The 13333-nt window shown below is 35.9% G+C and carries 11 protein-coding genes; 3 read left to right on the forward strand and 8 right to left on the reverse strand.

The window, feature by feature from the left end; all coding sequences use genetic code 11:
• Positions 1-48: 48 nt before the first annotated feature.
• The 4 genes from SVZ03_12585 to SVZ03_12600 all read right to left on the reverse strand — a co-directional run bounded on the left by SVZ03_12585 (position 49) and on the right by SVZ03_12600 (position 5954).
• A complete protein-coding gene (locus tag SVZ03_12585; protein MDY6935043.1) occupies positions 49-2571 on the reverse strand; it encodes a pyruvate formate lyase family protein in 2523 nt (840 codons plus the stop codon).
• Between the two features lie 78 nt (positions 2572-2649).
• Entirely contained in the window at positions 2650-3258 is a 609-nt protein-coding gene (locus SVZ03_12590) for a TetR/AcrR family transcriptional regulator (GenBank protein ID MDY6935044.1), read from the reverse strand.
• 719 nt (positions 3259-3977) lie between these two features.
• On the reverse strand, positions 3978-4550 hold the full coding sequence (locus tag SVZ03_12595; protein MDY6935045.1) for an RNA polymerase sigma factor: 573 nt from the start codon (positions 4548-4550) through the stop codon (positions 3978-3980).
• A gap of 819 nt (positions 4551-5369) precedes the next feature.
• Entirely contained in the window at positions 5370-5954 is a 585-nt protein-coding gene (locus tag SVZ03_12600; protein MDY6935046.1) for a hypothetical protein, read from the reverse strand.
• A gap of 502 nt (positions 5955-6456) precedes the next feature.
• Here SVZ03_12600 and SVZ03_12605 point away from each other — a divergent pair.
• Both SVZ03_12605 and SVZ03_12610 read left to right on the forward strand, forming a co-directional pair.
• The gene (locus tag SVZ03_12605) at positions 6457-6834 is read left to right on the forward strand and encodes a polymer-forming cytoskeletal protein (protein ID MDY6935047.1); all 378 of its coding nucleotides are present in this window, start codon (positions 6457-6459) and stop codon (positions 6832-6834) included.
• 172 nt (positions 6835-7006) lie between these two features.
• Positions 7007-7678 carry an outer membrane beta-barrel protein gene (locus tag SVZ03_12610; GenBank protein ID MDY6935048.1) on the forward strand — a complete coding sequence of 224 codons (672 nt, stop codon included), beginning with the start codon at positions 7007-7009 and terminating at the stop codon, positions 7676-7678.
• Positions 7679-7745: 67 nt separating this feature from the next.
• Here SVZ03_12610 and SVZ03_12615 read toward each other — a convergent pair whose 3' ends face one another.
• Positions 7746-8702, reverse strand: coding sequence for an electron transfer flavoprotein subunit alpha/FixB family protein (locus SVZ03_12615; protein ID MDY6935049.1), 957 nt, complete (start codon positions 8700-8702; stop codon positions 7746-7748).
• Positions 8703-8712: 10 nt separating this feature from the next.
• On the reverse strand, positions 8713-9501 hold the full coding sequence (locus tag SVZ03_12620; protein ID MDY6935050.1) for an electron transfer flavoprotein subunit beta/FixA family protein: 789 nt from the start codon (positions 9499-9501) through the stop codon (positions 8713-8715).
• Between the two features lie 344 nt (positions 9502-9845).
• Between SVZ03_12620 and SVZ03_12625 the strand changes: the two genes are divergently transcribed.
• The gene (locus tag SVZ03_12625) at positions 9846-10379 is read left to right on the forward strand and encodes a tetratricopeptide repeat protein (GenBank protein ID MDY6935051.1); all 534 of its coding nucleotides are present in this window, start codon (positions 9846-9848) and stop codon (positions 10377-10379) included.
• A 181-nt stretch (positions 10380-10560) separates the two neighbouring features.
• Here SVZ03_12625 and mgtE read toward each other — a convergent pair whose 3' ends face one another.
• Both mgtE and SVZ03_12635 read right to left on the reverse strand, forming a co-directional pair.
• Entirely contained in the window at positions 10561-11940 is a 1380-nt protein-coding gene (mgtE, locus tag SVZ03_12630) for a magnesium transporter (GenBank protein ID MDY6935052.1), read from the reverse strand.
• A 272-nt stretch (positions 11941-12212) separates the two neighbouring features.
• Positions 12213-13187 (reverse strand): UDP-glucuronic acid decarboxylase family protein, encoded by a 975-nt coding sequence (locus tag SVZ03_12635; GenBank protein MDY6935053.1) that lies wholly within the window; start codon positions 13185-13187, stop codon positions 12213-12215.
• Between the last annotated feature and the right edge of the window lie 146 nt (positions 13188-13333).

Below are 13333 nucleotides of genomic sequence, written 5' to 3' on the forward strand. Positions count from 1 at the left end.
ATTATATAATAATAGTCTCCCTAAACAAAACACCCTAAAAATAGAACATTAACCCAATCCTTGTATTGTTCTCTGTATAATATTATCCTGCGTCTTGCGGCTTATATCCACAAAATGCGCGCTATAACCAGCCACTCGGACAATAACCTCCTGATACTGTTCAGGATCCTTCTGCGCTGCACGTAGAGTGGCATCATCTACCATATTGAACTGTACATGATCAAGTCCTAAATCCGACCAGGTTTTCATATATGATTTCCACAATTGATAGCCCTTTTCGCCAGAAAGCTGGGTCGGTGAAAGTCGCTGATTCAACAAAAACGCCCTTCCGTCGCTTACATGATCTATCTTTCCGCATGACTTTAATACCGCTGTGGGCCCCTTCTTGTCCAATCCAGGACCAGGCGATATGCCGCCATCATATAGCGCATCTCCTAATTTCCTGCCATTAGGCAGCGCGTGCACCATATTGGAAAAATGTATATTACCGCTCACATTCTCAGGCAATGCAGGCCATGTGTTGCCCGATGGACACCTTATCTCATGTGAATGCCTCGCAACCTCCCTCAAACAGCGCACCATAATATCATCCACATAATCATCATCATTCCCCCACTTAGGCCCATTCTTGACAAAATCAATGCGCATCTGCTCCTTCCCTTCCCAATTGCTCTCAAGAGCGTCAATCAACTCCGTCATGGTGTATCGCTTCTCATCGAAGACCAATTTTTTTACAGCAGCTAGACTATCAGCATTCTCCACCCATGTAAAGAATGTAACCCATGCATTGCCCCTCTCAAGCGACGGGTCAACCGCATCTAGACCGCTCTCAACAGACCTCTCGGAAATAGCAGAGAGGAAGGGACGACCGTAAAACTCCGGACTCTTCACCCTACCGCGGTTTACTATTCTTGTGCCAAAATTCATCAACCACTCCATCTGCTTCACCCATGCCTGGAATAGCTCTTCAAAGTCTGTAAAGGTCCTAGCATCGCCAGTCTTGGGTCCCATCTGCATCTTGATGCAATTATCATACCCATTATGCAATGCATACTCAACCATCTTGGAGGTATTCAACGTCGCTGAAGCCATGCGAGCTGGTTGAGCGCCATGCTTTGTTGTGGGGCAAGGCGACATGCAGGCCTGATGTACCCATGTCCTCATCTCCTCTAAGGGATGACCATGCCAATGCATGCCATTAGCGATCAAAACAGGATCGTTCCGTATGCTGGGATAACCCAATCCGTGTCTGATGCACTCAAAGACCTCTCTCCAAACCTCATCCTGTACCTTCGGATGCCATCTGAATCCAAAGGTAGGATTTGCCACACGCACCAATCTTGCGGTCTGCATAAATGCAATAGTAAGATCATTGCATGCATCAGTGCCGTCCTGGTTTACTCCACCAAGAGTCCACACCCAGGTGGCCTGTATGCCCTGAAGAGCCTCAGCCCCGATCCTTGGCATATAACCTGCCAACTCAGCGGAACGGATCATGAACTCCCCAATAAAATCGATCGCCTCGTCACGCGTAATGTTCCCTTCTATATTTACATCCTTATTATAATATGGCCAATGATAGTAATCAGGACGACATGGCCACGCGCCCTCTCCATCCTCATATCGTGACCAGACCTGAATGAAATGATCATATTGAAGCGATTCCTGAAAACTCCTTGGAGGTTTTGCAGGAACCCTATTACAGGACTCGGAAAGGCGCAAGAGTTCATCTTTTCGTTTTGGATCAGATTCGAAGTTCTCAGCGACTATTCGCGCTAATCTGGAATATCTCTTTGCCATCCTGATGCAGGCCTCAAGTATAATCTGCATAGCCTCCCAATTGGCTAGCCTGTCATAGAGCGGAAGGATATCCGGCCCTGGATTGCCGTCTATTGTTTCCTCTGCATCATCAATCCTCTCCTGTATCTCATCTATGATATCCTCAAATCCTCGTTGACCTGTCATAAAGTACTCATAGTCTTTCCCAGCATAACCGAAGCTGCCGCCAGAAGGGATACCCCACATTAAGACTGTACTCATCACCTTTACTGCCTCTTCACTTGACAACTCCCTGAACACCTTGCCAATGTTATCCCTTGTACCCCAGTAATTATTGATCTCCGCCATAGTCTTTAGAGATTCCTCCTGAGGCTCTGGTATAACCATTGGGTCATTGTATATCTCCTCATTTAGAAAGCTTGCCCTATCAACGTACCACATGAGTGTATTGGGAAGACTCCCAAGATAGCCCACAATCTGAGCATAATCCGTTATATGTATAGTAATATTATCTAATATATGCGCAACGGATTTTGCCCTCTTCATCATAATTGGATCATTCTCGTTCTCCTTCCAAGCCTCTGTAAATAGAAGTGGTCTCTCTAGATCAACTTTTACGCCTGGTTCATACATTCCACCCTTTTTACCCTTTTTCCAAACCGCTTTCCTCAAATAGTCGAGCCTTTTAGACCTCTTCTTCTCAGCTACCCACCACCATTCCCGACTCTTCTCAAGGTCTTCAACAGTCTTATTCTGAGATTGATAACTAGCATGTTCTAATCTTGATTCCATTTTATATACCTCCCCATCATATTATTTAATATCGAAATAATATAATATTATATATTATATACAAAATTATAAACCTACTTATTCAATCCCTTCATTCACCTGAATTCCTTTAAATAAAGCATTTACAAATTGGGTCCATACCCTTTGATAATCCAACTTCTTATCACTTAGCCAGTACTGAATCATAAGTCCATCTATGGTAGAAATCATGATTGATGATATACTCTCATTATCAAAATCCCGATGTTCTTCCTCATGTATTGCACGATCGAGAGCCTCCTTTATCAAACCTCGTCTTTCATCGTAAAGTTCGCTAATCTTTTTTCTCATTTTACAATCCCTATAGGATTCAGCTACCAACTCTGCATAAAGCGGACGTATCCACCTACTTTCAAGATGAAGTTCCAAATACAGAAGCCCTGCATTAACCATGAATTCCATCCCCATTTGGTATTCCTCTAATGACTCTGACCATAATGTCTTATCATCTCGTAAAACTAACTCTATTAAATCTAAAAAAATCTCTCTTTTACCTTTAAAATACCAATATATAGCTCCCTTTGTTAATCCAGAGCATCTAGAGATATCATCAAGTGTAGTCTCATGATAACCCCTACTTGAAAAACAGCGTAAAGCTGCCCCAAGGATCTCCTTCCTTCTAATTTCTTCTGATTTTCTTTTTGTCATTTCTCAATAAGTATATACCGACCAGTCAGTATATACTTATTAAGTAAAAATTTTAGTCAATAATTTTTTTAATACTGAACTACGTCCAAAAAATTATAATCCAGTTACTCTAACAATATTAGTATTAACAAAATTAGAAAATCCGATATTGATTAAATAATTAAATCATTTCCAAATTCACTAAATTACTGACATTATCACAATATCCCCAAAAGGAAAGATATCCTCACAGGTTCCATCATCAATTAATATCAACAAATGAAATGTAAAAAAAATTAAAAATTACTTACCAATATCTATCTTGACTAACGAATAACACCCTCTTGTTTAAGTTTCTCAACTTCATCATCAGTGAATCCCGTTTCGCGCATAACCATCTCTGTGTGTTCCCCCAGACCAGGTTGCAGGACTTCTTGTACCTGCATAATTAGAGCTGAAATGCACAGGGTAACCGGAAATCTTCATATGACTGCGTCAATTCTTCCTTTCCATATTGAGCCTAGTGACTCAGGTAATCATAGCAACATCCTATCTAATAGCAGACGATTATTTTAAATATATTGGGTATTGTCTCTCGCTTCATTTAACAAAATATCATTCCTGCGAAGGAAGGAATCTATAAATTTCTACAAAACCAGAAGATTATACAACTCCAATCCGAATGAGAAACGATATAATTTAATAATTCGATATATTTAAACGCTACAAAATAATAAAATTCATATAAGATCCATCTCAACTAATCTCTTTTTTAGTAATCCCCTACCCCTGTGTATTCTAACCTTCACATTTGAAAGATTGATCCCAAGTTTATCAGCTATCTCATTATAGGATAAACCATTGATATCCCTTAATATCAGTATATCCCTATAATCATTCGGTAATTTGCAGAGTTCATCCTTCATTATTCTCAATGAGTCACTTTCAATGACATCCTCTTCAGGATTTTGCTTCTCATCACTAAATTGCAATTCAAACTCATTATTATCATTTACTCTGTTAATCGAATAATAACTAAATCTTTCCTTTCTTTTTAGATAATTCATACAATAGTTTATCATTATGCTATATATCCAGGTTGAAAATTTTGATTCTCTTCTGAAATTTTTTAATTTTTCATATATAATGACAAAGACATCCTGAGTGATATCAAGAGCATCATCATAATTTCCAGCCTTTGAATAAACATATCGAAAAATCCTGCCATTATACTTGTTAATTATCTCAGAAAAGGAGTCAATGTCTCCATCCAAAACCCTATCAATAATCTCAATATCATTCTCAACCATCATTTACCTCGATAAGTTATAATTTTCGCTATTATTACGTCCTAAGTGGTATAACATAGTACTCTTCGAACTTAAAAGCTATTATTTTAATTCAATACACTCATATATCTCATAAACAACTCTAAGAAACCGATACTCCATCTTAGTTTATAATAGGAATGAACAACAAATTATCATTTTCTGCTAATTAAGTTTAATCTACAACAATTTCCATATCCAATAAAACTCTAAACCTATGGACACTATACAAAATAAAAATCAATTTAAAATCAATTCAAAATCAATTTAGAATCAATTTTCATAAAATTTAATAAAATTTAGAATTATGTGAGATGTCCTTCCTATTTATAAAATGTAACTGCTCTAGAAGTGAGGGAGTAGAAATGGTTTATTAATGGTATAAACTTAAGTTATTTCTACGAAAGCATATAATTGTAATAAATTATGAAATAAAAAGAAAAGAATTAAAGATGATTTTTATTAAGCGGTCGAAGCGCATGCGCGTCTAGGAGGAAGATACTTGAAAAAGGATTGTACTAACAGCATCCAATCTTACACTCCCATTTGCTTCTATTGTCAGTAGCTTATTCCAGCTACTCTTTTAAAAATACTACTCAAATCTATAAGTTTACATGAGAATTTCTCAGAATAATAGCAGCAACTATAGTAATCTATGTAGTATAGTGTTTCGCAAAAGCGACCGTTGATCAACTTTTGCATAATTTGACACTTACTCCTAGAGAGAAATAAGTGTCAAATGTTATCTAAACCGTTACATTCATAATCTGACAATCTATATCTTATTAAGTACATTTGGAGATTTTACCAATCTACAATGTAAGTGCAGGAATTCGCTCCCTCCTTTCTACATTGAGCAGAATCATCATGTGTAACACTTATAATAATAGAACCCTGTGGCTTAAATCTCTTGGTCATCGCTTCAATAATCCCCCTATCAAAATCACATGGATATGGATTATCACATACCATCATCGCCTTTGTTTCATCTATTTTTTTATAATTGTAGTGTCCAATGCCTTCTTTCATATTTCCTGTATTAGGATCAAATAACTGCTCACCAAAGAGACGATGATTCATATGATAAGCTACATCTATTCCCTTCAACGCTGTTTCAAGACTATTAATTTCGGGTGGGAAATTGGCATTCTCTGGGATCTTCTTTCCAATCGAAAACAGCGTATTGAATCCAATTTCCTTTAATATTTGCTTAAAAGCATTTAACCAATTTTGTTGTGAATACCATTCTCCTTGTTTTGGATTATCAATCCCATTTTTTAATAGAATACTTAATGCTAAATCATGCATAACCCCCATCCCAGCGACTATAGATAGAACAGTTTCGCCATTAACCTCAACATCCTTATTAATCGCTATAAATTGAGCCAAATTATCCTCCAAATTATCCTCATAAGTTGAAATTTTGTATAATCATACATCATTTGTTTATTAAAATAAAGAAAAATAAATTGGATTGACTTTAATTCTATTTTAACTATGAATTACACAATTATTTCATATGAGAAAAAAGTATTAATAGCATATTATAAAATTAATTGTTACATAACTAAGTGAAACAAGAGTAAAATTTTGTTTTTTTAAGGTTATAATGTAATATCGATTATTTAAGAGGACAGTAGAGGATTGTTATCAATATTAATCAAATGTACTCTACCAGAGATCAAGGGACTATATAATTAGTAAAATGCTATACTATTACATATGTTTTTAATTGACATTTATTATATATCATTTATTCTTAAATAACTACATTCACAAAATGTATCTATTTATTCAGCTATATTGATAGTTAATAAGTGGGTTTCATATCAATTTTTATATTGTCCCTCTAAATTATTTACAGCTTATCTATTTTTTATTCGAGGGTGAAATGCCAGATTTAAAAGAAATTGTTGAAGATGAAAATAAAATTGACACAGTGATGGCAGACGATATCGAGTTTCGAGGAAAGCTTACATTTAAAAACTCCTTTAAGGTAAAAGGTTTTTTTGAAGGGAAAATTGAAACCGATGGCCATCTAATCATTGGCCGGCAGGCAGTTGTTAATTCCGACATAAAAGCAGGCTTGGTATCGGTTAATGGCACAGTAAATGGTAGGATTAAAGCCACTCAGAGTATAGAGCTTTATAGTAACAGTAAAACAAGGTGCGATTTAATCACTCCAAATATTTTTATTGAGAAAGGCTCCTCCTTTAATGGGACGTGCATAATGAATGAAGATAACAATACAAAAGCTCAAGTTGGCTGACTTATCATTTAATAAACAACGATTGCCAACAGATGCAATATCAAGGGAATTTTTTTCCCCTTAATAGCAAAAATATTCATTTTATTTATTTGCGCAATGAGCCTTCCTTTTAAAGATGAAAGTAATTCATAAAAAGTGTATGATTTTATTTAAAAGAGTATGTCTTACATTCGTGTTATTATTAGTTTTCATTTTCTCGATGCACTATCGGCTCTTCTCTTCGGTTGATAATAATCCAACTCCAAAAATATCTATGGGTATTGGGATTTCTTTTGGAGATTATGAAACAACTCGTGAATATGGAAGTGGGGGGGAATGGGAATCAGAAGGTGCATTTGGATGTGGTTTCATCTTTGAGAATATGCTAAGCAATAGATTTGGGATACATTCTGGTATATGGTTTTCTCAATTCATTTTATCAATTCATGAGACGAACCATGGTCATCATGATGAATCAACAGAAGACAATTACAGCGATGATATTGAATCTAGAAATAATATGCTTACCATTCCTTTATATCTAATAACCTCTTTCCAGTTCAGCATGATTACATTAAATTTATTAACTGGACTTAACTTCTCCTACATTACTGAATCATTCTTATATAATAATACTTCAAATCAACAACGATCAGTGGATATTAAAAAATATATAGGCTATACACAAATAGGTATTGGTGGAGGACTCGAAATAAAATTTCGCTTCTTCAGATTTGTTGATATCTTCTTATCCGGAATTGGGGAAAGGTATTTTAATGATTATATTCCGGCTGATGATAATTGGGAAGGCTTCCTCTACGATTTCAGAATTTTAACAGGTGTATTATTTAGAACTCATAAATAAAAAAGAGAGGGCGAACTAATGCACCCTCCCCTGATTTGATTTCTTGCTAAGGACTCTTTAATTATTTTCAAGCCTCAAGTGATTCCATAAGAGCGGGAATTACCTCAAAAAGATCTCCCACAATGCCATATGTTGCGACATTGAATATGGGAGCTTCAGCATCTTTATTAATTGCAACTATACACTGTGATCCTTTCATACCTGCAACATGTTGAATCGCTCCAGATATTCCAGCCGCAACATATAAAAGGGGAGCAACGGTTTTTCCAGACTGACCAACCTGACGAGCAGTGTCTGTCCAACCAGCATCAACTACAGCCCTTGATGCTGCAAATTCACCACCAAGCTTCTCTGCAAGCTTAACAATTGTATCCTCAAATTTTTCCTTCTCTTTGGTGCCTCTTCCTCCAGCGATAAGTATCTTCGCTTGAGATATGTCCACAGCCCCCTTCATCGTCTCAATTACTTCCTTAACCTTAGTTCTGATTTCTCCAATAGAAACAGATACTGAAGTTATAGTGCCTTCTGCCCCAGCTTCTTCTTTATCGTAGGCCCCCTTTTCAAAGGTAGCAACAAACTTATCGGTCTTTACAGAACGCTCCTCCTGAATTTTTCCATTGAATATATTCCTTGTAAAAACAACAGAACCGTCCCTAATCTCCGCTTTATTACAATTTGACACAATACCAGCTCCAATTGACATAGCAACCTTAGCAGCAAAATCTACACCATCATAACTATGAGCGATGAGTACTCCCTTTACATCCTGACTTTCAGCTATCGATTTTACTGCCTGTGTATACCCATCAGCGGTGTATACATCTAGCTTTAAATCTACAGCAGAAAGAACTTCAGGTATATACTTGGACAACTCCTTAGCGATAGCATCATCCTTTGCTAAAACAGCTGCTGATGGAGAAGCTCCTAATCCTGAAGAAATTTCCTTTGCCAACTTACAAAGCTCTAAAGTACCATCGCTTATTTTTCCATCTCTATGCTCAGCTATAACTAATATCCTAGCCATTTTTACCCCCTTATATCACCTTTGCTTCATTTCTTAATTTGTTCACCAATGTTGCTGCAGCAGTCTTCGCATCTCCTTCAATAATCTCTGCTTTATGTTCTGATACTGGGATGAACATTTTAATAAATTCTGTTTTTGATCCATCCTTTCCAACCTCTGAAATTCCTAGATCTGCAGCATTCATAACATCCAATTTCTTCTTCTTTGCCTTCATAATTCCAGGTAGTGTTGGATATCTTGGTTGATTGATACCTGACTGAATGGAAAGTACCGCTGGCAAACTCATTTCAATAACCTCATTTAAACCACCCTCAAGTTCTCTGTTTACAGTAAGTGATTTATTATCAGAGCCAATCTCAACCTTAACAACATTTGTACAATGAGGCATATTCATCATGTCAGCCATCATAACACCTGTTAAAGCTGACTGATTATCCTCAGACATAACACCAGTTAATACAAGATCCACATCTCCAATCTTTTCGATAGCCTTATTGAGTGCTGAAGCAACCACATAACTATCCCCAGCATCTATCTCTGGATCATTGACATGGATACCCCACTGTGCTCCCATTGCAAAAGCCTGTCTAATGTCTTTGGTTATTCTGTCTGGGCCAGCAGATACGATGATAACCTCACCATCTAGTCTCTCTTTAATCTGCAGCGCTTCCTCTACGGCATACTCATCGAAATCATTCATCTTGAAAGCAATCTGGGATTCATCTACCCTGCTCTCATCAACAATCGTAAATTTTGATTCCATATCTGGAACTTCTTTTATACAGACAACTATTTTCATTGCCCTTCTCCCTTCAAAAATTTTTATTCATAATGCTTAATAATATTGAAGTATTACTTGGATGTCATCCTACAATTAGCACTATCTATGTCAAGAATAATAATTAAATTGTTAATTTGGAAAATGAAGTCCACTAAAAAAATTGTGAAGAGGCAAATAAAGTGATGCAATTCCCACTACCATAAGTTTGACTCTGAAGCGTATATATATATTCTTATTAACATTATAATTAGAATGAAAGCTATACTATTATTTTTTTATTAAACCTTTCAACGAACTAATTGACAATAACCGAAAAAACCACTAAGATAAGTATTGGTTTATGTGAAAGCAAGGGGTTAATTATGAATATGAATAAAAGAATACAATATTTTATGTTTGTAACGATATTGTTTTTGCTCCTCCCATGGACTGAGGCCTACACAGAAGACAAGGTATTCGCTCTTGTTGAAGAGAACAGATCCTTTTGGGACGAAATACTGAAGGATAGGTTAATTAAGAATAAAAACTTATTATACGCTAGCTTCGTTGCATACAAGGATAGATTAAATGAATTATCCATAGAAAGCTTTCAGGAATGCATAAATACCAATTCCTCCAATGAAGTATTAAGGGGAATCGCTAATTACTATATTGGGAAAAATCATTTTCTAATGGGAAATTATCAAGAAGCTATTTCTCAATTTTCATCTATTAAGGGGATTGACCTTTCACACCTAAATTATATCAAGTTGGCTGCTCTCTTAAATAGTGCTATAACATATTATCAACTAAATGAGATAGAGAAATGCAGAGAATATCTACAGACAGTGATAAATGAGGACAATACAGGTAAATATAAAAAAAAAGCAATGGCAATCCTCTCTCAATTAAATTAGACAGTATTTAATGTTTCAACCTTGAATCATTCTATTGTCAAACTGTGTAGATAAAATTACGGCTTCCCTTTATGAGGATAATCTTGAAGTATAACGACCATGATGATAGAAAAATAACATAGTCCTTTTAATATGTTTCCAAAAAATTATTTTAAAGAGTACTTAATAACTCAATTCAACATTATATGTCCAATAATAACTTTGCTGTGGTAAAATAAATCGTAATACCACCCATATCCACTAGGGTGGTAAGAGCGGGACTAGATATAACAGCTGGATCAAGCTTCAGTTTTGTAGCAAAAATTGGAATAACAGCCCCAAAGAGTGTTGACCAGATTACCTGAATCGATAAAGCTAGAGAAATTAGAGCAGCAATATTTTGAAGCTTAAATCCTGATGGAATATCTTGCCCACTGGAAAACAACATTACACCGATATATACTACTGACCCAAGACATAAACAGATCAAGACACTAATGACAAGCTCCTTCTTCACAACCTTCATAATATCCTTAGGGAATAATTCATTCAATATAATTGCTCTAAGAACAACAGAAGCAGCCTGGGTACCAGTATTGCCTCCAGCTGAGTTCAAAAGTGGTATATAGAATGTTAATAATATCAACTTCTCAAGGGATCCTTGAAATACCTTCAGGATTATACCGGCAAAGAGTCCAAGCACTCCCAATATTATAACCCAATAGATCCTTTTTCTAAAATGAATATAAGCAGGTAGGTCTAAATATGATTTCTCCTCAACCCCACCACTGATGGCCATTAGTTTTTCTAAGTCCTCTGTTTCTTCCTCTCTGATGATGTCAATTGCGTCATCATGCGTTATTATACCAGCTAGCTTCTCATTATGATCTACAACTGGTAGGGCAATAAGATCGTACTCTTCAATTATCTTTGCAGCCCTCTCCTGATCATCATCAACGTAAATGGAAATAACATCTTTTTTCATTATGTCTTTAATCTTTTGCTTTGGTCTGGCAATTATAATTTTTCTTAATGAAACAAATCCGATCAACCGGTTCTGTTCATCCGTTACATAAATATAATAGATTGTTTCCTTGGAAGGCGCAACCCTTCTCAACTTCTTAATAGCTATCTCCACGACATCATTCTCATATAATGTCGCATAATCAGTAGTCATTATTGCACCAGTGCTACCCTCACAATAAGAGGTCAATTGCAAAATATCCCTTCTCTCTTTTGGTGGCAGAAGAAGGAGGAGTTTATCCACAACATCCTTTTCAAGATGCTGAAACAGATCAGCCCTATCGTCATGAGACATTTGCATTAAGAGTTCTGTAACATTTTTTTTAAGTTCTGTAGAGACCATCGAAACCTGGACATCCATATCCAGATAGCTAAAAATCTCTGCTCTTTTGTATATATCAACGAGATTTAATATCTTCCATATCTCATCTGGCTCAAGAAGTCCCAGAAATTCTGCGTTTTCCTTTTCATGATGATCTTCTAGGAAGGATTTTAAGATTTGATATTTCTTTTTCTTTAATAAATCTCTAAGTTCTGGAATAAAAATGGGGTTTTTCATTTCTCCCACCTCCTTCTTTCTTTCTCCAAAATATATGAGGCAGGAATAATTATCCAATAAAAACAAAGAGATTAAGGTAATAGTAAGACTATTTATAAATCCCAGTAATCCTATATTTCCCTACCACACACAATTTCAATATTTCACTTACCCTTTGCCGGCACGAGCCGCCTTCCATATCTTCCTCCAAGAATCTTTAATAAACAAGCCAATACCTATAAAAATCAATATCAGGCTGACCTGTAAATTGATATCCAACATATTAACAGTACCTAATAATTTTTCAATAATTTATCAAAATATTCAATAGTTTTTGTAAGACCATCTTCAAGACAGATCTCAGGTTTCCATAATAATTCTCTCTTTGCTAGTTCAATGTCTGGCCTTCTTCTGGAAGGATCATCTTCAGGCAATTGTTTAAAAACAATGTTTGATCTTGAATTTACTATCTCAATAATCCTCTCTGCTAATTTTAGAATTGAGTATTCCTCAGGATTTCCTAAATTAACCGGACCAACGAAATCATCCCTTGCATTCATCATTAAAATGATTCCTTTAACCATATCATCTATATAACAAAAGGATCTTGTTTGGCTGCCATCGCCATAAACAGTTATATCCTGATTCCTCAAAGCCTGCATAATAAAGTTGCTGACAACCCTTCCATCGTTTGGCTGCATTCTAGGCCCATAAGTATTAAATATTCTCACCACCCTAATATTTATCCCATTTTGCCTATAATAATCAAAAAAGAGTGTCTCAGCACATCTTTTCCCTTCATCATAACAGGATCTCTTTCCAATAGGATTAACCCTACCCCAATACTGTTCATCCTGTGGATGAACATCTGGATCCCCATATACCTCGCTTGTGGATGCCTGTAGAATCTTCGCCCTAACCCTCTTTGCAATACCAAGCATATTAATGGACCCTGCCACATTTGTCTTTATAGTCTTTACCGGATTGTACTGATAATGAATCGGAGAAGCAGGACAGGCAAGATTATATATCTCATCTACCTCTAAAAGAATAGGATGCACTATATCATGCCTGATCAATTCAAAATTTGAATGAGCGAAAAGGGGTTGAATATTTTCTCTCGCTCCTGTAAAAAAATTATCAAGGCACAATACGTCATTGCTACCCTTTAACAACACCTCGCATAGGTGCGATCCGATAAATCCTGCACCACCTGTTACTAATATTCTTTTATTAGAATATCTCATTTCATATTCATCGTTTGACATACACGAGTCCTATTCGTTATGCCCCATATTTATAATATTATACAATTATGCTACACTCATCTGAGATCTATCTCAAGATATGTATCAACATCAACGAGAAAAGAAAACTATATCATTTTTAATATTTACATCCCTAGGTATATAAA

The sequence above is a fragment of the Spirochaetota bacterium genome, assembly GCA_034190085.1.
Taxonomy (GTDB): domain Bacteria; phylum Spirochaetota; class UBA4802; order UBA4802; family JAFGDQ01; genus JAXHTS01.

Bases quoted from the DNA above. Each gene is read 5' to 3' on its own strand.
- SVZ03_12585 (MDY6935043.1), bottom strand. From the start codon at position 2,571: ATGGAATCAAGATTAGAACATGCTAGTTATCAATCTCAGAATAAGACT.
- SVZ03_12590 (MDY6935044.1), bottom strand. From the start codon at position 3,258: ATGACAAAAAGAAAATCAGAAGAAATTAGAAGGAAGGAGATCCTTGGG.
- SVZ03_12595 (MDY6935045.1), bottom strand. From the start codon at position 4,550: ATGATGGTTGAGAATGATATTGAGATTATTGATAGGGTTTTGGATGGA.
- SVZ03_12605 (MDY6935047.1), top strand. From the start codon at position 6,457: ATGCCAGATTTAAAAGAAATTGTTGAAGATGAAAATAAAATTGACACA.
- SVZ03_12615 (MDY6935049.1), bottom strand. From the start codon at position 8,702: ATGGCTAGGATATTAGTTATAGCTGAGCATAGAGATGGAAAAATAAGC.
- SVZ03_12620 (MDY6935050.1), bottom strand. From the start codon at position 9,501: ATGAAAATAGTTGTCTGTATAAAAGAAGTTCCAGATATGGAATCAAAA.
- SVZ03_12625 (MDY6935051.1), top strand. From the start codon at position 9,846: ATGAATATGAATAAAAGAATACAATATTTTATGTTTGTAACGATATTG.
- mgtE (MDY6935052.1), bottom strand. From the start codon at position 11,940: ATGAAAAACCCCATTTTTATTCCAGAACTTAGAGATTTATTAAAGAAA.
- SVZ03_12635 (MDY6935053.1), bottom strand. From the start codon at position 13,187: ATGTCAAACGATGAATATGAAATGAGATATTCTAATAAAAGAATATTA.